Below are 22,814 nucleotides of genomic sequence, written 5' to 3' on the forward strand. Positions count from 1 at the left end.
TACTTATTATTGTTTCATTGCTCCAGGAAACATTTGATAATCAGGATTTATAGCTTTATTTTCCTGATACAATCTATCTTGGTCTGCTGCTGCTCCAGCCCATCCACCAGGATAAAATGCGTCTATTCCAAAATAAGCTGCAGAAACTACCGCACCAGGAGGACCGCCCCAAACCCCAATAGCTCCCATTGTTGTATTCAATCCTGCTTTTGCCGGATGAACAGCATTTGGAGAATTAGGATTTTGAGTATAATTATACACACCAACTCCGTCCATTGCAACACCTGCGAAAAAAGAAGCCTTACCTGCAATACCTCCCCATTTCCCAAACTTAGAAATTGGAACAGTTGCATCTGTCATTGCTGATTTACCAAACAAGCTAAGATTTCTGCCCGTTAACTGATAATTTCCTGATAACCCTCTCCTGATACCTTGGGAGTACATTTGGTCTGAATTTAAAACACCTTTAAATCCTGATAAAGTAGCCCCTGTCCCAAAAGCCCAATTCGCTTGCCCTCCAGGACCATACCAATTTGTAGTTTCTTTTGGTTTTCCCGAAGCTATAATTAGTGCAGATTCCTGAACTCCATCGTTAGCATAAGTTTCACTGGAACCTTCAGTTCCTTTTGTATAACTAACGTGGTTGGTCTTATCATTAATTGAATATGAACCGTCTTTATTTTTAGTGATTCCTCCACTAATATCGTGTTCTCTCCTGTACTCTCTCGCTTCTCTTCTTGTTTCGAATAATCCTGTTGGGTCTGAAAAATTAACTGGATTATCAAATCCGAAACGATATGGAGTTAATGTAGGTAATATTTCAGAAAGCCTGTCCATTCCCGTAAATCTACCAATGTCCGGCATATAATGACGGAAGTCCATTGCGTACATCCCGGTCTCCTGAAGTTCCTTTCCGTTGTACTTATAATTCTTGTAAGAACCTTGTCCATAAAACGAATTCCCTGTCTTCAAATGGTTCATCCCAAAAGGATAATAGTCATTGGCATCTGTAATCTCCAGAGCTCCTGCGCTGTTTTTGGCAAAGCTTACCCTCGCGTTTCCTAAATGATCTTTGTACTGGTAAATATACTGATCTTTTTTATAATCATAATATCCCTCGGCAGTAGGGAAAAATACAAGATCTTCATCCTTTGCGGGAACCACAATGAGGCCTCCTCCACCGCCAATGGGAGGGTCAATACCAGGTTCTAAAGGCTTGATAATTCCATCCATAGTATAGGCCTGCGTTTCCATGGCCTTGGACATCTCCCTGCTGGCAAGCAACAGCTCAGTACTTCCGCCTCCTGTGGTTGTTCTGTTTACATACTGAAACCCGTCAAGGTAATCTGAAACGGTATTAACGGTATAGCAGTTTGTAATGCCGCACTCCATCATGGAGTTTGTCTTTTGAAGCTTTGTTCCGTTGGCCGTATACTTGTAGCCAATAGCTCCATCCTGCAACCCGGAAACCTCAATTCTTTGAGGCAGGTTAAGGAAATTGTACTTGATGGAGGTTAGTTTTTTATCCCTCATATTCTCCATATTTCCGTTCGGGTCATAGGTAATGGTATTTCCACCGCCCTCATACCCTGACGGGTTGGTGGATATATCATTGATGCTGGTAAGCCTGTTTCCTGTGTAATTATAGGTAAGCCTGTCGATGACCGTTGCCGTTGTACTATTCTCAATGACAGAAGTTCTGTACATGTTGGTAATGTTTCCATTAAGGTCATAGTCGATTGCCTCGGTATGTTCCTTGCTCCATGGGTTGTTGGGGTTCTGGTAGTATCCTGCAGTCAGCCTGTTTAGTGTATCATAGGCATAGCTATACCTCTTCGGTTCCAAGGGAGGATTGGCTCCGGGTGACTCCATTGTTCTCCAATCAACCTCCACAATGTTTCCGTTATACATGGGCTTTACATTCTTTCCAATAAATAGTGCCTGGTCAGGGTTGGTGGTTCCATTCTTGTGATTATATTTGATCTTGTAGGAAAATAGCTTTCCGTTCAAAGTAGGGGCAGACATGTCATTTTTATTAATATCCGTCATCCATCCCCTGATATTGTAGGCATAATCCATGCTTTGCAGGTTATTGCCTACTTTTTTATTGATGAGTTGGGAAAGTTCGTTGTACTTATTCTGAGCTAAAATTTCCACAGGATTGGAGTCTACCTGATGCTTGTGTACCAGCAGCCTATTTTGGTGGTCATACTCAAAGTTCTCCGTGATTATCCTTTCCGTATCCGTATTTAACCTTTTGTGCCTTGTAACAACGGTTTGGGGAACCCCAGCAAAGTCCAGCTTGGACTCCGTCCTTGTATATCCTCCCAAGTGATTGATGGAATGGGTTTGGATTTCCCGCCCCTTAAGGTCATACCATATATAGTCCCTGGTCCAGTTGGTATCAGTAATGTTTCTTACATAGCTGGCGGTAGGCAGTCCTTTTGTACTGCGGCTTGTCATTACACCATTTATTTCCATAGGCGTGGGTGTTAGAACTCCCTGCCCCAGAACTGGCCCTGATTGTAACAATGGAAGATCTGGAGGATACTCGTCATAGTATTTCACGGTAAGTATGGCTATACTCTCCGTAGGAAATACCTTCTTTGTGTAATAGATGTTCATGTCATTCTGAACAATTGGAGTGGAACTTGTCTCCTCGTTGTTCCCTGCATTGGATGCCATTGTGTTGACCAAATCCTGTATTACATGCCTTTTATCGGTATTGGCAAAGAAGCCGGTATATACAGTTCTTCCAAGCTTGTCATACTTGGTAAAGATCCAGCCCTTGGCTCCAAAGTTAGTATTGATGGTCCTCAGGTTGCCATCCTGAACTAAAACAATTCTGTCCTGCTTGTCATACACCATAAACTCCCAATCCTTTCCCGGAAGCTTCTTCTCAACCAGCCTGTTTTTGCCATCATAGCGGTACTGGTAGTATAAATTGTCTAGTGTGGAGGGAGATAATGATCCGGAGACCGATGCCAATGGAGGAATAACAAAGGCCAATTGGTCGTACTCATTGTAAACATAGTAGGTATCTGCATTTTCTGTGGCGCTTAATACTTTTCTTACCAAAATGGTTTGTCCCTTGCCATTCTTAAACTCGATGGTTTTGTTCTCATCCTCATCGGTAACTACATTCTTGTAGAGCTGTCCGCTTTTGTAGAATCCGTTTTCAGAGTTCGGATCAGTAGCTGGGCTGACGGTTGATTGGGTGGCTCCGTTCACCCATGAGGTAGTGGTGGTGAACTTTTTTACCTCTCCTGTGGTATTGGCTTCATACTGGAACTTGACGGGTTTGTTGGCCCAGTCAGTACCTACCTGGATCTGCTGCTGGATTCTGCTCAATGGAGAACTTTCCAGGATCTTTTCTGAATAGATCTTTTCTGAGCCGTAAATACCCGGCTGGGCAGCATTGGACAATGGGTCTGCAATAATGGCTCCATTCATGGTATTGGCCTGTGGAACAGGCAGGTAATCCAACACCTGTCTTCCAAAGCCATCGTATTCAATCTTGGTGACAACGTCCCTGCCCAGTGGAGAAGCCTTTACGTTCACCACTTGCTTTGGACGTCCTAATCCATCAAAATACTGAACGGTTTCCGATGTTTTCGTAGGAGAAGTTCCATTATAGTCGAGATAGATTTTGGTTTGAATATAGTTTTCTGTAGGGGTAAGCTGTGCCTGAACCAACTGGGTGATCAGCAGCATACCTATGGGGATTATTATTTTCTTCATCAGTGTTAGTTTTTATAGTGGTAGTTGAATTCCTTTAATAATTTACCTGTCTGGCTGCCTTCTCGGATTTCCTTAAGTCTATTGGCGGAGTCATACAGATAAACCTCCCTGATTCCGGATGGCGGGGTAATACTTCTCACCCCAATCAAAGGGTCATAGCTGTAGGTCGTGACCTGGTAGTTGGACAGGCTGTTTCTAAAGGTGTCAAGAGCAGTCAGAAATCCTGTTTCATTATTACCCGGGACATCTTGTCCATCTGTATCGGATGCTGTTACTATGGCACTGATCAATGAGTCGGGAATGTCTTCCAGCTTTGCATTTTCAATCTTGGCAATGGGCTTGGTTTTACCATATCCCCAGATGATGACCGTTGATACTCCATTGCTAATGGTGTACTGTTGCAAATTACCCTTGGAGTCATATTTATCATAGGAAATTTCCTCTCTAGGAATATCATTATTCTGAAGATCATAAGACTGCACAGAAGTGGGAAATACATGAGCGAGATTATCATATTTCGTCTCTGTCTTGGAAATAACTTTTCCTGAAAGATCATTGATGTTCTGCTTTTTTAAAGTTTTGGTTTCTAATGGAACGCTTATCATATTAGCAGTGATCAGCTTTTGATTTCCTTTTTCATGAGCATATTGATAGCTGGTTTCCTGGCTTGTACCATCTGAATAGGTGGTCTTTTCAAAGGTGACCTGATGATGGCTTAGACTCTCATTGGCAGTGTTTATGATAGTGGTCTTTACAGGTAGTCCATTTTCATATTCTGTCTTGACCTTTTGGTAGTTTTTGATCATTGCACCATAAAAGAAAGCTGTCCTGTATATATTAGGGGATTGATTGGAAAAGTCAAATTCATTTACATAGTTCCCCCATTTATAGATAGGAATACTTTTAATATAATGGGAAAAAAGATAGCTTGGAGGTGTTTGGGCCGGAGGTAGCGAAATCAACTCTGTAGGAGGGGCGTTTGATGTGATATTACCATCAAACATTCTATAATATCTGTAGGGATGAAATTCCTCTCCTGAAAAGTTATACTTATTTTCAAGGGTTTCCACTGTTTTTCCGGCAGCATCATAGCTTGTTGTTTTCAGATTCAACCCTCTTGCCCAATCCATATCATTAGGCAAATGATAGGGAAATTTATAGTAGCTTCCTCCATCCGGGGAGTTACTGAAATTATATTTTCTGGTCCAAAGTACAGTGTTGTCTGCAGATAAAAAAGATTCTGTTACCTGGGAATAGCCTACCTGCCCGCCATTGTTAAAGCTTGACATGGGTTGTATCCTGTTTGACAGTTGTCCTACTACCATGGGAATATTTCCATATTTTTTCATAATGAGCATATAGTCAGGAATTCCTAAAAGCTTTCCGGAGGTTGTACCATTATCCAAGGTATAGGTAAATTTTCTTTTGGTAATCTTTCCATTGTTGTCATTGGTCTCAATGCCGGAAATTCTTCGCCCTCCTCCCACAAAGCTATTAAGAGAGACATTGGGCCTATATTCTGTCCAGCGCAGCAATACCGAAAAAGGGTTGCTTTCCATATTTTCGGAATCATTGAGGGTAAAACTCGAATTGGAAACCTCCAGACGATAACTTCCACTCTCCATGGGAGGATTGATCATCTCAACATTATTACCCTGGGTAATATTGTAGGTTACTAAAGGATTACCTGTATTTTTATCAAATCGGTGAAGCCGCACCTTGGTTTTACAGTCTGCTGTTTCCACAGAGGTACATCCGGCTCCCAGCATGGCATTAAATGAAAATTTCGGTTTGTAGATATTATTAATTTCAAATTCTTTTATGTATTTTCCGAGGGTGGTACTGCCGTTGCTTAAAACAAAATATTCTGATCCCTTGGCAATGGCTGTAGCCTTATTATCATATAGAATTCTTGATGGATTGGCCAGTATAAATTCAGAAAAATAGGGCGAAACCAAGACATTATTATCTTCGTAGTAAAAACTCTCACTTCCTCCTGTAGGGTAAGTTATTTTTGTCAAAATACCGGCCTCAGCATTGCTCCCATGCACATCTCGATTACCATCCTTAATATCTGTAAAGATGTTCATGCTATTTTGCACTCCATTATAATATCCCCAGTAATCAATGGAGTTGGAATGGCGGTTGGGCAGTTCCTTGGGGTTATACTCAAGCTTATAGGAGGAAACAATGCCGTCATCCCTTCCTGCTTCATCAACTTGATTTAAAAACAATCGTTTGTCTGATTTTGGATCTTCCTGAAGAACCAGCGAATGAATATTCATGTGATTTCCATCACCCAGACGATAGCTTTGTATAAAAGATATCTTTTTTATTTGTGCTCCTCCATTATCCTTTAGTATGATGGTATTTAATGCTTTTCCTCCTTTCAGATCTTCCCGTTCTGACGAATGGTATACAAACGACAAACTCCCTTGAGGAAAAGAAATTTTTTGAAGTACCTGCTGTGTGGTTCTTGTAGTGCTTAGGGATATGGAACCCACATTATCCCCTTTGTTTAGGTCTGACTTTGAATAGGTAACCACCTGCTCAGGGGTATAATCAAATAGATAGCTTTCCTTTTGTGTTTTTATCTCCTTTAGATGCCAAGCTGTCTTATATCCATTTTCCTGGGCAGGTGTACTTGCTGAAACGGGGGCAATTAATTTTGAATTGATGGAGGTCACAATATCATAGGCTGAATTTATGCCGGCAGAATCTTTCCCAAAGTAATAGTTGTTCCCTTGTTCATCGGTTATGACAATTTTATTAATTCTAAGATTTCCGGCATTCATATTCTCGTAATCGATCTCAACTTTCCAGTCATCGAAGCCCTGAACAACCGCTTTCTTGGTAACATTGTCAATAATAAATTTCCCTGATCTTCCAAGAAAGCTAATGAAAAATAAATCCGGATCCTCATCCACAGGTGCTACATCATCTCCAAAACTTATATTTTCATCATAGAGTTGCTTTCTCAAGGCTGCATTGGCTTCAAAATCCGAATTATAGGAATAGGTAAGGTATCCCCGCCCATTTTCATCAGGCCGCTGTCTTACCTGACGGGTTATTAATCCTCCTGTACTTAGGCTCCATCCTGCACCTACCGATGAAGCAGCTTCACCTACTCGAACTCCCTTGGTGTCATACTGTATGGACACATTCAAGGGAATATCCCCGGCATTTATATTGAATAGAGGAATGCTGACATTTGCCGAACCTCTGTAGTAGGAAACCGGACTCTCTACAAACTTTGCTATAGAAGCAGCATTGGGTGATGGAGGAATAATTGTTGGAATATATTGGGCATTCATTGTTGAATATAAAAGGAGAATTGTTCCTAACGTTATAATCTTTCTTTTCATCGTAATTATTTCTTAATCAGTTTAGCATTTGCAGTCTTATTACTATCAGTCTTGATGGTCACCAGATAAGCCCCCTGAACCAGAGCCTGTGTATTGATCTTCGTTACCTTGTTCTTGGTTTTCAAATTTTGTAGTTGTCTTCCGCTCATGTCATAGAGTAGAATATCAGCCTCCTTGAAATCGAAGCCTATTTCAACGTAGGCATAATCAGAGACAGGGTTTGGATAGATCTTGATGTCATATTTTTCAATCAAGTCACTCACCTGCTTGTCCCCTAGCTTTACAATCTTCCAGTTCTCTTTTCCTAGTTCTTCAGCACTCGTTCCTGCCAAGATAATGGAACCATCCCTGTTGAGTCTTACATCTGAAAGTCTTTCCTCACGCTTCTTGGATTCTCCCTTGATGTACTTTCTCCATTGCTCATTTCCAGCTCCGTCCAGGTATAGTAACCAAAATGTTTCATCTCCCTCTTCCATTCTACCCTCAGTCTGCGTATAGCCGCCCAATAAAATCCCTTTCGTTAAGTCCTGATCCCGAATCACATTCATTCCCATTAGGACATCCCTGTTTCCAAAGGTGTAGGACTTCTGCCACTGTTCATCCCCATGCTCATTCAAGGATACGATCCAAAGGTCTGTTCCCTCTTCAATTCCCACGGTCTTGTTTCCTGATCTTTCCGATCTGGATTCTCCGCCAATAATGTAGCCATTGGAAGTCAATGCAAGGGTTCTGATGTGGTCATCTCCCTTTCCGCCAAGGTTCCTTTCCCATTCAACCTTGCCATTCTTGTCGAGCTTAATGATCCAATAGTCGCCCTCACCAAAGTTTTCGCTTTGCTTGGAGGTTGTAGACGTCTGGTTGCTGTTAGTTGGTTTCTCTGTTGATTGTCCATTATTATTGACAATCCCACTTCTGGAATAGATGCCCAATAATGCACCGCCATCCCTTGTGGGAATCATTTTTTCAACCTCGTCAAGGCCTCTTCCCCCCAAAATGAGTTGGGAAAGCTCCTTGCCATTTTTGTCAAGTTTCACCACCCATACATCCTTGGAGCCCTGTCCCTTGGGGGAGTTTTGAATGTTTCCAGCCACAATGAATCCCTGATCCGTGGTTTGGATCACGGATCTTGCTTCCTCATCCGAGGAGCTTCCCAGGGTTTTCTGCCATAGCTCATCCCCAAATTCATTGATGCGGATCAACCAAATATCTGAACCGCCCCTGGAGTCATCCTTTTTATCCAGTCCCTTGCCTGAATAGGAGGTTCCCGCCAAAAGAAATCCACCATCCTGGGTGGTTACCGTTGCTGAAAGATAGTCGTGGTTGTTTCCTGAGAAGTATTTTTCAAAAACCGATTCTCCCTGCTGGTTCAGTTTTACCAGATGGAAGTCGTAGCCGTTGTTTTGCCTGCTGTTTTGTTGGATTTTGTCGCCCTGAATGGAGCTTCCCGTAATCAGGTACTGCTGATCGATGGTGGTGGTCACCTGGCTTAGAAAGTCCTGTGTGGAGGACTTGATGTCCCGTTGCCATAGAACTTCCTGGGCAGATACCCCCACACAGCGCACAAGGTAAATGCACCGAGATAGATCTTTTTCATCTTATGTTTTTTAAGTTAGAGATTAGTTTTATTATATAGCTGTAAATTTAATATTTTTCATGAGTTAAAGCGCGTAGTAGAGGGATTTGATATAAAAATCATCTACCGATATATTTTATCATGCTATAATCATCTGGAAACAAAGATATTTTAAGGAAACGACAGAACATGGCGTATTATTTTCACCCTGAAAACAATTGATTATCTGATAATTATACCCTTACAATGGAATAAAACGGGCTCTACGTCCCTTTTTTTATCAGATATTCTTAGAATAGATTTATAATTCCAGATTAATATTTGCAATTTGATGCCTAGCCCCGATAGAAACGGTTACCCCGCAATAAGCGATGGCTTTTCCGCTTTGGCATGAGGAGTATAAGTGGATAGCGGGATTAAGCTCCTAAAATATTGAATATGTATCATAAAAAAAGTCACCCTTTCGAGTGACCTGAATCTTTTTTGACGATTTATTGTTATTGATAGATGACAACATCATCTTTTTTAATCTGGTACCCCTTTTTTTTGTACGGGACCAAAACATACGTTTCTTTAATATAGTTTCCACTTTTCCACATTTTGCTTTTCCCTTCTTTGTCAAGAATAATGCTTTTTGCATTTCCTTCCGGGATAAAAATTTCAGCTCTTTTCATATCCTTACTAAAAATAACAGCTGTCATTGAAGTGGAGTTTTTATCTGAGTCCACTTCCTTTAATTTGATTTTCTGTTCAAAAACCTTTACACAAACATTCTTGATTTGTGAATACGTAAAACCCGCTGAAGCTCTGCACCCATGAACATCTACATCACCTCCTACAATTGGAGATCTTTGCTGGGTAAAGACTAAAGAACTAAGGAACACTGCGCCCAATAAAATAGTTTTTCTCATATTGAAATATTAATAGTTTGAGTTTTGAAAAATAACAACAGTAATAAGGTATTAGTTAACCCAAGATACAAAAAACCTCTCAAAATGAGAGGTTTATAAATATATTTTTTAGTCTGGATAATTTTAACGTACTCTATCCCACAAGTTGATGCTGCTTCATCCGCTAAAAACAAAGAGACCGTCTTAACAGACGGTCTTCTATTGAATTTTATAAAATCTGGATTTACTGATAAATCACAACATTGTCTTTCTTAAGCTGATATCCGCTTTTTTTGTAAGGAACCAATACATATCCATCTTTTTTCCAAGCTTTTGCTTTTCCGTTTCCTGCTCTGGTAAGAATTACACTTCCTCCCTCTGCATCTTTAACGAAAACTTCAGCTTTGTTTTTGTCTTTACTGAAAATAACCGCAGCAATATAATCTCCTTTTGAAGCTACTTCTTTTAACTTGATTTTTTCTTCAAAAGTTCTTACACAGTCTTTTTTGATCTGAGAGTACGTATATCCTGCTGACCCAATACATCCGTGAGCATCTTTATCACCACCTAATACAGGTGTTTTTTGTGCGAATACTAAACTCCCAAGGAACATTGTGCTAAGTAAAATTGTTTTTTTCATGTTGTTTTCCATTATTATAATCACTACACTGGGTATTATTAAAAATCATGCCAAAAAAACATAAAACACATTTCTGTGAATAACTTTTCACCTATTTATTTTGTCCAGTTTATTTTTGAATGTTTCACCTCATCAGAGCTTGTTCCGATCATAAGATCAAAGTCCCCTGATTCCCAGTCGTATTTCAAGTCTCCATTGTAAAATTTCAGTTTTTCCGGAGAGATATCAAAGGTTACTTTCCTAGATTCTCCTTTTTTCAAAAATATTTTCTGGAAGCCTTTTAATTCTTTTACCGGTCTCGTAATACTCCCAACCATATCTCTGATATACAGCTGAACCACTTCTGCTCCATCATAGTTTCCGGTATTGGTAACGGTAACAGATGCCTGAATAGCCTGATCTCCTTTTGGATTAGCATTGGAAACACTAATATCTGAATAATTAAATTTGGTATAGCTCAATCCGTATCCAAATGAATATAATGGCGTATTACATTCATCCATATAGTTTGAACGGAATCTTTGATATTCACATTTATCTACTGATTTCTGATCTAATGGACGGCCTGTATTCTTCGCATTATAATAGATAGGAATTTGTCCTAAGCTTCTTGGGAACGTCATGGGAAGCTTCCCTGATGGGTTTACTTTTCCGAAAAGGATATCTGCCATAGCATTTCCGGCTTCTGAACCCGGGAACCATGCATTTAGAATAGCATCAGGAGTATCCTTCACATTCGTTAAAGCTAATGGGCGTCCTGTGAAAAGGATCATCGCGATTGGCTTTCCTGTCTTTTTCAACTCGTTTAGAAGGTCTACCTGAGACTGGGGGATCGTGATTTCAGATCTTGATGAAGATTCTCCACTCATTTCAGCTGATTCTCCAATAGCCAAAACAATAACATCTGCTTTGTTGGCGATATCAACGGCTTCTTTTAATAATTCTTCTTTTGAACGATTATCTCTATCGGTTTTCTTTCCGTGGGCTGCATAGATTTCTTCTAGTTTTGCATTATAATCTATGTTTGCTCCTTTAGCAGAAAGGAATTTCACTTCTTTACCGTAATTAGCCTGAAGCCCCTGCATTAAATTAACGGAAACATTGTGCTTGGTAGCTACACTCCAGGTTCCTGCCATATTGATCGAGTTATTAACCAATGGTCCGATTACCGCTACGGTTCCGGATTTCTTCAAAGGCAGTACCTGATTTTCATTTTTCAGTAAAACCATTGATTGAGCGGCAACATTTCTCGCAACATTACGGTTTTCCATACTGTACACTTCTTTTGCAGCTAATTTTGCATCACCGTGTTTGTATGGATTGTCAAATAATCCTAAATCATATTTTGCTTCAAGAACTCTTCTTGCTGCAATGTCTATCTCCGCTTGTGTAACTTTTCCCTCAGATAAAGATTTTTTTAATGTTGTTAAAAAGCCTTCACCCACCATATCCATATCAACTCCAGCCTTCAACGCTAAGGCTGAAACCTGCTGAAGATCTCCCATTCCGTGGTCAACCATTTCATTGATACCGGTATAATCGGTCACTACAAAACCTTTAAATTTCCATTGATTTCTCAATACTTCCGTCTGAAGCCATCTGTTTCCTGTTGCAGGAACTCCATCAACCTCATTGAAAGAAGCCATTACCGAAGCTACCCCTGCATCAACAGCTGCTTTATAAGGTGGAAAATATTCGTTGAACATTCTCACATGGCTCATATCTACAGTGTTATAATCTCTTCCTGATTCACCAGCTCCGTATAATGCAAAATGCTTTACACAAGCCAATATATTTGTACCATTGGCAAGGTCTTTACCTTGATAACCGTACACCATATTTTTTGAGATTTCACTTCCAAGGTACGGATCTTCTCCAGAGCCTTCAGAAACTCTTCCCCATCTTGGTTCACGCGAGATATCAACCATTGGAGAAAATGTCCAGTTAATTCCGTCAGAAGCCGCTTCTTTGGCCGCTACTCTTGCCGATTGCTGTACCAGATTCATATCCCATGATGCAGCTAATCCTAATGGTATTGGGAAAGTGGTTTCATAACCATGGATAACATCCATTCCAAAAATCATAGGAATTTTCAAACGGCTTTTTTCTACGGCTACTTTCTGAACAGCCTTGATTTTATCTGCTCCTTTTATATTGAATAGTCCTCCTACTAATCCTTGCTCTACCTTTTTTCCAATATCCGAACTTTGAGCCATTCCGGTCGTAAAGTCTCCGGAAGTGGGAAGGTTCAGCTGGCCGATTTTTTCATCCAAAGTCATTTTAGATAAGAGATTATCTACAAAGGCCTTCTTTTTTGCCTGATATTGTGCAGTCTGATACGACTGTACGGGCTTGTCTACCATTTCCTGAGCTGAAAACACCGGCGAAAGTGCTATGGCTGCAAGTATAATTAACTTTTTCATAAATCTATCTTCTTAAATTATTGTTTTATTTTTCTTTCTTTTTTGACAACATCCATTCATACAGTTGTGGGTTTGAATAAGCGGAGTCCCATGAATTATGATTATCATTAGGGAAAACGATTAATTCTGCCGTTGGATTTACAGGATGAAGTTTTTGATAAAATTTGAAAGCATTCTCCGGAAGAACAATATCATCCATCCCTCCGTGAAAGATTTTCATATTCAAATTCTTAAATTGATCGATATTAGCAGTCATAAACTGATCTGTTGGTGCACAAACCGAAACTACCGCAGCAAACATTTCAGGATGTTCCATGGCTAGTTTCAATGTTCCCCATCCGCCCATTGAAAGTCCTGTGAGATAAATTCTGGAGGCATCAATTTTATATTTCTTCTGAATTTCTTTAATCAAATTATAGACAGTTACCGTATCCCACCAAGTATCTGCCGGACATTGCGGCGCCAGAATAGCCACGGGTTCCTTAATCAGGTTTTTATAGGTGAAAGGGCTATGTGCTTTTACAGCTTCAAGATCATTCCCTCTCTCCCCTGAACCATGAAGAAAGACAATCAAAGGAACATTTCCCTTAGTCTTTTGCGGGTAATCCAGAATGTAGGAGATCTTTTCGGTCTTTTTTATTTCTTTGTTCAGCTCTGCTTTTATTTCCTGAGCATTCAGCGGTAAGGAAAATGCAAGAAGCAAAAGGGGAATGTGCTTTAATTTCATACTGCTATTAGATTTAGGCTGAAGCCTTTTGGTTTTTGATTTTATTTAAATGAACTCTTGTCCATTTCTATTGAATTTTATTCTCTCTCTGATTTCACAGATTAGATAGGTTATTATATTTGAAAACAAATAAAAATCTGCATTATCAGTTAAACAAGTGAGCTTTATTATTTTATTCCATATTTGGAGGACTGAAAACTTAATTTCTTTAATCCTTGTTGAATTTCCGGAGCATTCATAAATAACTTCCAAAGAAATCCTGTTCTGTAGTTTTCAACCATTGGAGCTATTGTTCCCTGATCAATTGCCAGATATCTTGGGGTAAACCAATTGTTGTAATTGATGGAAGTGGCATCATAAGGTCCTGCCGAACCTATGAATTCTGGCTTTTGAGTGTACATAAACCTTAGGAAATCCATTGATTCTTTTGGGGTGTATGGGAAGCTGCTTAAGGCTGCTGTAGGGGTTATTATTCCGTTATCATTTCCCGGCATGTGAGCTGTATAGCCTGTACTTCCGTCTTCATTTCTGGTATATCCTGCTGTGAGTCCCCAATAGTTTGGCCCATAGCCTTTCCATTGTTTTGGATTTTCAACACAGTATTTATAGTCAATAAGAGTTTGGTTTTTATTGATATCAAAGTAATTTTTCACTAATTTATCTGATAATCCTGTCGGATCAAGACCAATATAGGAGTATTGTGCCCAGAACAATGGGCCGCCATATTCTTCGGCATAATTGTGTTTTACATACAGAGGAAGTCCGTATTTTGTTTTGTCTGTAAGGTAGGTTCCATTTCTGGTCCAGCCTTTATAATAGGTTTCAGCATCTATAGAATGAGTAGGTGAAGATGCTGCCAGAATATAAGTAATTAAGCATTCATTATATCCTTCAAGAGGAAAGTTCATTTCCCATTGATATTCCGGTGACCAGTGCCAATAAAGGACTTTTTCACCACCTTTTGTGTACCAGTTCCATTGAATTCCTTTCCAAAGTTCATCACATTTTTTGGCTAAAGCCTTTTCTTCTGTGTTTCCGTTTTTAAAATATTCGCGGACCATCAGTATTCCTGAGGTAAGAAATGCGGTTTCTACAAGGTCTCCGCCATTATCTTTTTTACCAAAAGGAACTGTTTTTCCAGTTTCCCCGTTGATCCAATGTGGCCAAGCTCCTTTATGACGTTCTGCCTTTGCAAGAAAATCCATAATATGGGTAAGCCTCTTCACGGCTTCTTTTCTTGGAACGAATCCTCTTTCTACCCCAACCAGAATGGTTGCCAGTCCAAATCCCGAGCCTCCTGTTGTAATAACATGCTTGTCATTATCAGGATAGATATTATCTTCATGATAGCGTTCTCTTCCCAGCATTGAGTTAGGTTCAGCATAGTCCCAGAAATATTTCAAGGCGTCTTTCTGTACCCTGTCCATCAGCTGTTCATCGGTAATGTTACTTTTAACAGTTGTGTGTTGGCTAGTTTTCGGTTTAGAAACTTGAGCATTTTTGCATGAATAAGTAAAAAACAAAGAGGTTATGGCAATTGAAAGTAGGCTGCTTTTCATTGGTATCATTGGTTTACTGGTTAATAAAGATAGAGGAGAATTTTCACTCTCCTCTAAGCTTATGACAAGTTATTTTAGTATCCTGGGTTTTGTGTAAATACCCCGGCACTTTCAGTTATTGCATCAAACGGAATTGGGAACACTTCGTTTTTCCCAACTTTGAATCCATAAGAAGCGAGTACGGTAGCAGCCTGTCCTGTTCTTACTAAGTCTACAAAACGGTCTCCTTCCATAGCCAGCTCTACTCTACGCTCGTTCCAAATTGCAGTTCTAAGAGTACCTTGAGTGGAAGCAGTAGTTCCTGCCAGTTTCGCTCTGGTTCTAACCCTATCAAGATTCGTAACGGCAGCAGCAGTATTACCAAGTTCATTAGCAGCTTCTGCATTAATCAGAAGAATTTCTGCAAATCTTAATATTCTGATATTCTGAATAGATCCATAGCCACAAGCACTCTTATTCAAAGCTTTTGGTACATATACTTTTTGGTTATAAGTAGTTACAGAGTTTGCATCACCCATCGCAATTAAATCACCCTCTGGAGTAGTTTCCCCATTTCTAAGTATCGTAAGTTCTTTTCTGATGTCACCAGGTTCGAAAGCACTTTCAAGAGCACTTGATGGAGTAAAGAATCCCCAACCAAACTGATCTCTTACTCCCTGTACTTCAGCATACTGACTTCCTTTAAATGGAGGCATACAGTCACAGTTTACTTCAAAAACAGATTCTTTTCCAAATTCTCCTGATGGTCTGAATACATGATTGAAATCTGGATCTAAATCATAACCCATAGCCATCACCTGATTAGAAGTATCATATGCTTTTTTCCAATCTTTTTTATAGAGATACACTTTTGAAAGTAGACCTAATGCCGCTCCTTTCGTCACCCTTCCTAACTCTGAAGCAGGATAAGTTTGAGGAAGAATTTCTGCTGCACTGGTAAGATCAGAAATAATAAAATTATAGACTTCTTCTACTGAATTTCTAGGAATTTTATAGTTGGACTGAAGCCCATCAAAAATAGGAACTCCACCGTAGATTCTTACTAGATTAAAATAAATGTAAGCTCTCAGCATTTTTGCTTCTGCAACCAATCTCGTTCTTAATGCAGAATCCATTTCAATTTTTGGAACATTCGTAATCACCTGATTACAGCTGTTTACAGCCTGCCACTGTCCAATCCAATATCCTCTTACTCCCTCGTCACTAACGGTATACGTAAAGTTATCATATACATTAATAAAAGAAGCATCTCCGGGGTTAGACCCTTTAACAACGTCATCTGCAGGTACTCCAAATACAAACTGATATGGGAATGCCGAATTTTCCCAACTTCTCAGAAAGCTATAGATAGCATTAGTTGCCTGCATAGCATCCTCTTGCGTTTTGAAAAATTCGGAAGCCTCCGTATACCCTTCTTGCTTTATGTCTAAATAATCATTGCAACTAGCTGCAAGTGATAATAATGCGATTGATAAAAATATCTTTTTCATAACTCTTTCTTATTAAAATGTTAAATTAAGACCAACAGTATAAATTGCCGATATTGGATAAATGTTATTATCCACACCCATTTGTACTCTGTCTGTATTCATGATCTCTGGTGAGAATCCTTTGTATTTAAAACTTGTCCAAGGATTCTGAGCACTTACATATAATCTTAATTTTGTAATAGACATAGATTTTACAAATGATTGAGGTAAATTGTATCCTACCTGAATATTTCTGATTCTGATATAACTTCCATCTTCTACGTAAAAGCTATTTGGTGCAATAATAGCTTGATTATTGGTTGCCATCGGATAAGCATTGGATGTTCCCTCACCATGCCATCTGTTATTATAGAAATCTAAATCCCAGCTTTCATTTCCGTAACGCTGCTCTCTGTTGAAATTGTAAATTTTGTTTCCAAAAACACCTTGAAAGTCAATAGCGAAATCAAAGTCATATACATTCATATTAAAACCAAACCCGTAAGTTCCTTTAGGAATAGGACTTCCTAAAAACGTTTTATCTCTAACATCAATCACACCGTTTCCATCAAGATCTGCAAATTTAAACCCACCAGCTTGTGCTCCATTCTGAGTAGCCCAGGCATCAACTTCTCCCTGATTCTGGAAAATTCCTGCTACCTGATATCCATAATAGGAACCTACTGCCTGACCTTCTTGTAATCTGATGATTGAATTGCCATATAAGCTAGCTCCTGCATTCAAATAAGATCCATTGAAAACAGAAGTAATCTGATTCTTCAAAGTGGTCATATTTCCATACACCCCAATTTTCACATGATCACTAATATTAGTATCATAACTAACAGAGAATTCTAAACCTTTATTATTAAAAGAGTATGCATTGGTGATATAGTTATTCCAGTTAGCAGCACCGGAAACCATTCCCTGAACAATACCATATACTACATCCTTGGTATCTTTATCAAAATAAGTAGCATCAACTTTCAACTTGTTATTGAACAATGCCATTTCTAATCCAAAATCCTTACCTGTTGTTGTTTCCCAACCAATGTTTGGGTCAATAACATAGTCAATTGTCTGTGCAGGATATCCGGCATTTCCATAATATGCACCGGCTTCTATAATACTTGTATTTAAAGTATATGCTCTCTGAACATCAGGATTTCCAAGTTTACCCCAGCTAGCTCTTAATTTTAAAAGATTAAAAACATTCTGCTCACTCATGAAGTTTTCTTTGGAAACAACCCATCCGGCACTAACAGCTGGGAATACGCGGTATCTGTCATTCGCTGAATACTTAGAAGTACCATCTCTACGAATAGATGCATTTACCAAATATTTTCCATCATAGTCATAATTAAGTCTTCCAAAAAGGGATTCAATTCTATCCTGATATGGAATAACATTTCTTTCTTTTGTATCAAAACCAGTTCTATAGATATCAGTTCCGTTAGAAATATCCAGAGAAGAATTGTTACCGTTATAGTTAACATTCAAAGCTTCTGCATAAGCCTGAGAGTAAGAGTTTCTGGTTCTGGAGAAACCTGCCATCAATTCCAGATTATGTTTTCCAAAATCTTTTTTCCAACCTAATGTATTATCCCAGATATAGTTTCTGGTTCTGGAATCTCTTGTTATTAATTTATTTGGTTTTTGATCAGCAACAGGAACATAGCCAAATGTTGGAGTATACTCGTACTTATTTGAATTAATATTATCAGAACTATAGCTGATTCTTAAAGTAAAGTCTTTTAGGAATTTATATTCCCCCCAAATGTTATTCAACAGTCTTTGCTCTCTGGTCTGAGATCTGAAGAGGTCCATTTTTGCTCTGGAGTTAGGGACCTTAGCCAATGTAAAATATTGGTAGTCTCCTGTAGCCGGGTTAATTGGTGCATACACAGGCGGAGATGAGTAAGCATCCAATAATGTATTATGCACATTATCTGTACGCATCTTTGAAAAAGTGAAATTGTTCCCGATTGTGATATTATCGGTTATCTTATAACTAAGATTCACTTTAGTAGTAAACCTGTTAAATCCACTTCCGGAATTAATACCTTGTCCTGCTGCTAAATTCCCTTCATCCTGAAGATTTCCCGCACTTACGTAATAATTTAGTTTTCCAAGATTACCTGAAGCAGAAATATCGTTAGAGTTAATGATGCTTGTTCTTAAAATTTCTTTGAACCAATCTGTATCTGCTGGAAAAGAAGACCTGCCTAGAAACACAGGATCTTTTACTTTATCATTGATTAGTTTCTCATTATACAATTGTAGATACTGATCCGAATTAACCATTTTAGGAACATTAGTTACCGTTTTAATTCCTAAATAGGAGTTAAAATTGAAAACTGGTTTTTTACCTCTTCCTGTTTTGGTTTTAATAATCACAGCACCGTTAGATGCTCTTGCCCCATAAATTGCCAAACTCGAAGGATCTTTCAGTACACTCATGGATTCAATATCCTGAGGACTTAAGAAAGAGATATCGTCAGTAATCATACCGTCAACAATAAAGACAGTTTTACCTGTTAAAGAACTGATCCCTCTGATATCCACCCTAGGTGAGGCTCCCGGTGCTCCAGAATTTAGTACCTGAACTCCAGATAATCTTCCTTGGATAGAGCTAATGGGGTTGGCATTAGGTTTATTTGCTAAATCTTTAGCAGAAACGATACCGATGCTTCCGGTCACGTTTTCCTTTTTTTGAGATCCATATCCAATCAAAACTACTTCTTCGATCTTCTGCTCTTTTGCAGCCGTATCTTTAGGAGTAGTCTGGGCATTGACATTCATACCAAAGTATAGAACAGCAATGAGACATGAATACTTTAAATTACTTTGTTTCATATAGTTTCAATTTTATTCGTACAATCAAATTTTATTAATGTTTCATTTTGAAACAATTTATTTTCTCAAAAGAAGACATTAGCCAAAAATATAAAAAAAACCGAATCATGTTAAAATATCTTAAAAATTTAAAAACAACAGTATTTTATTATGTAAAAACACATAATAAATCAATATAAATAAACAATAATGTAAAATAATTGTCAATTAACAAAAATATCTTCAATAAAGAAATAAAATTTTCAACAAAAAAAATCACCAAATAGCACTCCAACATTTAATATTTTGTTAAATAGATAATAGTATTTACCTTTGGTGCAGTTTTTGAAAAAAGCAATAAAAAGATCAATGAAAAAATATATCATTGCAGCCGCTCTTATTATGGGAACCGGTGCTGTTATTACAACCACGGTACAATCCTGTACAACCCTGGCCACTTCGGATATGGGACTTTCCATTATCAAAAAAATGCTGCTCAATGGTATTGATAAGGGAATGGGTATCTACACCAACAAGGAAGCCTTTTTACAAAATAATATGGTAGACAAGGCTCTTCCGAAACAACTTAGAGAGATCAACTCTATGCTGGAAAAAATTGCTCCGTCATTGGTAGCCAAGGAAAGGGATTATATTGCACAGGCGGCAGCCTATACCGTAAACACATCAAGACCTATACTACAAGGCGCTGTAAACAGTTTAAATGCTCAGGACGTAACCCGAATTATTCAGGGAACTACAGCAACACAAATCCTAAAAGAGAAAACATCTCAACAGCTTATCGCAGCCATCGCTCCAAAAGTAGACGAGAAACTGAATGAATACGGAATTGTGAAAACAATTAATACAGCCTTATCCGGAAGCAATTTTCTGGGAAGTCTTTTGGGGGGAAATCAAAATACTGTAAATGCAGGAGGGCTAAGCCAGCTTGCCTCTGAACAACTGGTAACCGGGCTCTTCAATATTATAGAAGATTACGAACATGAGAACTCTAAATCCCTATTAGGACCATTTGGGAAATAAGAAAAATTTCGCTATATTTATATTATATTAACAATTGCAGATGGATATATTACAAGGAAATCAACACGCTAGTCCTCAAGATTTCTATAAGTCTTTAAAGGAAAAACTGGAAGGTCATCATGATTTTCCTGAGGATTATTTATTTAAATTTATTATCCCTACAGACCAGACAAAACTTACTGAAATTTACAGGGTTTTTGATGGCATAAAATTTACATTGGGAAACCGCGAAAGCAAAAATGGAAAATACACTGCCTGTAATATCAATGCATTTGTATTGGATGCAGATCAGGTGGTGAAGATTTATAAAGAAGTAGCAAAAGTAGAAGGCGTTATTCTATTGTAAAGATGAAGAGACTGTCAATTGTTTGACAGTCTTTTTTTATTTTCAGATTCTGAATTTTAATAGAAATAGCTTTATTAAATAAGATTATCCCAAATAAAAATGACCGCTTCAAAGATTGAAACGGCCATTTTATTTTGATGTGACTTTATTATTTTTCAATAAAGAATTTTACATTTTCAATAGGTCTTCCCAGCATTGCAACTGAGCCTTTTACTATAATAGGTCTCTGGATCAGTGAGGGATTCTCAGATAAAATTTTAATCCATTCTTCTTCAGAATGATTTTTATCTGCATAATGATCAATATACAGCTTATCTGTCTTACGAATGATATGAAAAACACTTTGATTAAGCTTCTTCAATACTGTTTTGATCTCCAAAACACTCAATGGGTCTTCGACGATATTAATGATCTCAAAAGACACTCCGTTTTCATCAAGATACTCTAATACAGCATTTGATTTTGAACAGCTTCCGTTATGTAAAACCTTAACTAACATTTCTAATTATTTTTAAAAATTAAACTTGTCTAAAACAAATTTAATAAGAATTCAATAGATGCTCTCTTAATATTCTAATAAAAATTTGTTAAAACAAACCATGCAGTTCTGTTTCTATCTTTTCAAGAATTAACCCAAAATCCTCAGGCTTTTCTACGAAATCCAGATCATCTACTTCAATGATTAAAAGCTTTCCTTCTGTATAGTTGGAAATCCATTTTTCATATTTCTGGTTTAGTTTTGAAAGGTATTCAATGCTGATTGATGCTTCGTACTCACGCCCTCTCTTATAGATTTTTTTTACCAGGTTCGGAACATCTGATTTTAGATAAATTAAAAGATCGGGTGCTGAAACAAAGGTCTTCATCAAGTCGAAAACTGACGAATAATTATTGAAATCCCTGTCAGAAAGAAGATTCATGTCATTTAAGTTTTCTGCAAAAATATGTGCATCTTCATAAATAGTACGGTCCTGAATAATATTTTTACCGCTTTCTCTGATCTCTTTTACCTGACGGAATCTGCTTCCCAAGAAATATACCTGCAGTGCAAAACTCCATTTGCTCATATCTGAATAAAAATCCTCCAGATAAGGATTATGGTCTACATCTTCAAATTGTGCATCCCATCCGTAATGCTTAGAAAGCATCGTGGTTAAAGTTGTTTTTCCCGCTCCAATGTTTCCTGTAACTGCAATGTGCATATTCTTTTTCCTTGTATTTACTGATTAATTGATAAGTTTTTCCATGCCTTCTGTCTGAACTTCGGATACATCCTGAATCAAGTTTTCCAACGTATTGTCAGAGGTTTTTCTTTCTGCATCTTCCTCCTTTGGCTTTTCATCCTTATTCTCTGCAGGTTTTTCTGTAGATTGCTGAGGAGATTCCGGCTGAGGTTCCTGTTCTTTTTGCTGGCTGGCTGCCTTTACTTTTTCAAGACTGTAAAGATAGAGTTTGTTCCCATTTATTTCAAAATAAGAAAGGATGTTTTTATCCACAATTTGCGCTTCAGGATCTTCAAAAACAGTCACCATGCCCTTTTCTGGAATATATTTTAGGATAGAATTATTGGCAATAACCAAAATATTATCATTCTCTCTTCTAAAACGTTTTCCATTATCCACAGGGGCCTCAAACAGCTTTTCAAACTTAAGGTTATAGATTCTGAGATCTTTTTTTGTTAGGATGTAAACTTTAGTTTCGTACACCAGCAGATCCATCAGATCTTCAAAGCTGGCATCAAAAGGGAATGAATTGATAGTGGTTTCATTTCTGAAATTATACTGTATCAAGCGTTTTGTACTGTCATCCAACAGCCAAAGCTGCTGAAGGTCCTCAGCATAAGCCATCCGGATGAAGCCAAATTTCTGCTTAAAGTCAATACGCTGAATCTCATTCATATTTTGATCCACAAACTTCATTTCCTGAGCATTTTCAGAAAACAAAGGGACATTCAGAGGGTTTTGTACACTTTGAACTTTATAAGGTACCGTGAGCATCATTTTACCAATCTGCTTCCCCAGAGAATCGTATTTGGTAAAACTGAAATCTTTATTTCTGTAGATATATAGGTTTCCGTAGTCATCAGCAAGCATATCCTTTGCTTCCTTCAGTTTTAAGGTATCTAAAGGAAGAACTTTCTGCGCCGTAGATGAGCAGAAAATAAAAATGCATATCAGATAGAGTAATCTCAAAATTCTTTTTACT

At 38.2% G+C, this 22,814-nt stretch carries 15 protein-coding genes; 2 read left to right on the top strand and 13 right to left on the bottom strand.

Annotation, left to right across the window (positions count from 1 at the left end; all coding sequences use genetic code 11):
* Positions 1–6: 6 nt before the first annotated feature.
* From SCA31_RS14850 to SCA31_RS14895, 10 genes are all read right to left on the bottom strand, one after another.
* Complete coding sequence (locus tag SCA31_RS14850) at positions 7–3,741, bottom strand: DUF6443 domain-containing protein (protein ID WP_410697739.1); 3,735 nt, start codon at positions 3,739–3,741, stop codon at positions 7–9.
* Positions 3,742–3,746: 5 nt separating this feature from the next.
* Positions 3,747–7,106, bottom strand: a complete 3,360-nt coding sequence (locus SCA31_RS14855; protein ID WP_410697740.1) for a hypothetical protein — start codon at positions 7,104–7,106, stop codon at positions 3,747–3,749.
* A gap of 5 nt (positions 7,107–7,111) precedes the next feature.
* Positions 7,112–8,659, bottom strand: coding sequence for a T9SS type A sorting domain-containing protein (locus SCA31_RS14860; protein ID WP_410697741.1), 1,548 nt, complete (start codon positions 8,657–8,659; stop codon positions 7,112–7,114).
* A gap of 517 nt (positions 8,660–9,176) precedes the next feature.
* Positions 9,177–9,590, bottom strand: a complete 414-nt coding sequence (locus SCA31_RS14865; protein ID WP_410697742.1) for a hypothetical protein — start codon at positions 9,588–9,590, stop codon at positions 9,177–9,179.
* 223 nt (positions 9,591–9,813) lie between these two features.
* Positions 9,814–10,209: a hypothetical protein gene (locus SCA31_RS14870; protein ID WP_410697743.1), complete on the bottom strand. Its 396-nt coding sequence runs from the start codon at positions 10,207–10,209 to the stop codon at positions 9,814–9,816.
* 95 nt (positions 10,210–10,304) lie between these two features.
* Entirely contained in the window at positions 10,305–12,632 is a 2,328-nt protein-coding gene (gene bglX, locus SCA31_RS14875; protein WP_410697744.1) for a beta-glucosidase BglX, read from the bottom strand.
* 25 nt (positions 12,633–12,657) lie between these two features.
* On the bottom strand, positions 12,658–13,359 hold the full coding sequence (locus tag SCA31_RS14880; protein WP_410697745.1) for a prolyl oligopeptidase family serine peptidase: 702 nt from the start codon (positions 13,357–13,359) through the stop codon (positions 12,658–12,660).
* Between the two features lie 167 nt (positions 13,360–13,526).
* The gene (locus SCA31_RS14885) at positions 13,527–14,918 is read right to left on the bottom strand and encodes a glucoamylase family protein (RefSeq protein WP_410697746.1); all 1,392 of its coding nucleotides are present in this window, start codon (positions 14,916–14,918) and stop codon (positions 13,527–13,529) included.
* A gap of 74 nt (positions 14,919–14,992) precedes the next feature.
* Entirely contained in the window at positions 14,993–16,408 is a 1,416-nt protein-coding gene (locus tag SCA31_RS14890; RefSeq protein ID WP_410697747.1) for a RagB/SusD family nutrient uptake outer membrane protein, read from the bottom strand.
* A 12-nt stretch (positions 16,409–16,420) separates the two neighbouring features.
* The gene (locus tag SCA31_RS14895) at positions 16,421–19,243 is read right to left on the bottom strand and encodes a SusC/RagA family TonB-linked outer membrane protein (RefSeq protein WP_410697748.1); all 2,823 of its coding nucleotides are present in this window, start codon (positions 19,241–19,243) and stop codon (positions 16,421–16,423) included.
* A 348-nt stretch (positions 19,244–19,591) separates the two neighbouring features.
* Here SCA31_RS14895 and SCA31_RS14900 point away from each other — a divergent pair, with 348 nt between their 5' ends.
* Complete coding sequence (locus SCA31_RS14900; RefSeq protein WP_410697749.1) at positions 19,592–20,263, top strand: DUF4197 family protein; 672 nt, start codon at positions 19,592–19,594, stop codon at positions 20,261–20,263.
* A gap of 40 nt (positions 20,264–20,303) precedes the next feature.
* Positions 20,304–20,609, top strand: coding sequence for a DUF493 family protein (locus tag SCA31_RS14905; RefSeq protein ID WP_410697750.1), 306 nt, complete (start codon positions 20,304–20,306; stop codon positions 20,607–20,609).
* A gap of 148 nt (positions 20,610–20,757) precedes the next feature.
* Here SCA31_RS14905 and SCA31_RS14910 read toward each other — a convergent pair whose 3' ends face one another.
* From SCA31_RS14910 to SCA31_RS14920, 3 genes are all read right to left on the bottom strand, one after another.
* Positions 20,758–21,108: an ArsC/Spx/MgsR family protein gene (locus tag SCA31_RS14910; protein WP_410697751.1), complete on the bottom strand. Its 351-nt coding sequence runs from the start codon at positions 21,106–21,108 to the stop codon at positions 20,758–20,760.
* Between the two features lie 88 nt (positions 21,109–21,196).
* On the bottom strand, positions 21,197–21,811 hold the full coding sequence (locus SCA31_RS14915) for a deoxynucleoside kinase (protein ID WP_076351190.1): 615 nt from the start codon (positions 21,809–21,811) through the stop codon (positions 21,197–21,199).
* Positions 21,812–21,835: 24 nt separating this feature from the next.
* Positions 21,836–22,801: a hypothetical protein gene (locus SCA31_RS14920; RefSeq protein WP_410697752.1), complete on the bottom strand. Its 966-nt coding sequence runs from the start codon at positions 22,799–22,801 to the stop codon at positions 21,836–21,838.
* Positions 22,802–22,814 lie beyond the last annotated feature (13 nt).

It is taken from the genome of Chryseobacterium sp. SIMBA_028, assembly GCF_046535285.1.
Lineage (GTDB): Bacteria > Bacteroidota > Bacteroidia > Flavobacteriales > Weeksellaceae > Chryseobacterium.

Excerpts from the sequence above, each read along its gene's own strand:
- SCA31_RS14900 (WP_410697749.1), top strand. The coding sequence starts at position 19,592 with ATGAAAAAATATATCATTGCAGCCGCTCTTATTATGGGAACCGGTGCT.
- SCA31_RS14915 (WP_076351190.1), bottom strand. The coding sequence starts at position 21,811 with ATGCACATTGCAGTTACAGGAAACATTGGAGCGGGAAAAACAACTTTA.
- SCA31_RS14910 (WP_410697751.1), bottom strand. The coding sequence starts at position 21,108 with ATGTTAGTTAAGGTTTTACATAACGGAAGCTGTTCAAAATCAAATGCT.
- SCA31_RS14905 (WP_410697750.1), top strand. The coding sequence starts at position 20,304 with ATGGATATATTACAAGGAAATCAACACGCTAGTCCTCAAGATTTCTAT.
- SCA31_RS14870 (WP_410697743.1), bottom strand. The coding sequence starts at position 10,209 with ATGAAAAAAACAATTTTACTTAGCACAATGTTCCTTGGGAGTTTAGTA.
- SCA31_RS14855 (WP_410697740.1), bottom strand. The coding sequence starts at position 7,106 with ATGAAAAGAAAGATTATAACGTTAGGAACAATTCTCCTTTTATATTCA.
- SCA31_RS14880 (WP_410697745.1), bottom strand. The coding sequence starts at position 13,359 with ATGAAATTAAAGCACATTCCCCTTTTGCTTCTTGCATTTTCCTTACCG.
- SCA31_RS14850 (WP_410697739.1), bottom strand. The coding sequence starts at position 3,741 with ATGAAGAAAATAATAATCCCCATAGGTATGCTGCTGATCACCCAGTTG.
- SCA31_RS14865 (WP_410697742.1), bottom strand. The coding sequence starts at position 9,590 with ATGAGAAAAACTATTTTATTGGGCGCAGTGTTCCTTAGTTCTTTAGTC.
- SCA31_RS14885 (WP_410697746.1), bottom strand. The coding sequence starts at position 14,918 with ATGAAAAGCAGCCTACTTTCAATTGCCATAACCTCTTTGTTTTTTACT.
- SCA31_RS14895 (WP_410697748.1), bottom strand. The coding sequence starts at position 19,243 with ATGAAACAAAGTAATTTAAAGTATTCATGTCTCATTGCTGTTCTATAC.
- SCA31_RS14890 (WP_410697747.1), bottom strand. The coding sequence starts at position 16,408 with ATGAAAAAGATATTTTTATCAATCGCATTATTATCACTTGCAGCTAGT.
- bglX (WP_410697744.1), bottom strand. The coding sequence starts at position 12,632 with ATGAAAAAGTTAATTATACTTGCAGCCATAGCACTTTCGCCGGTGTTT.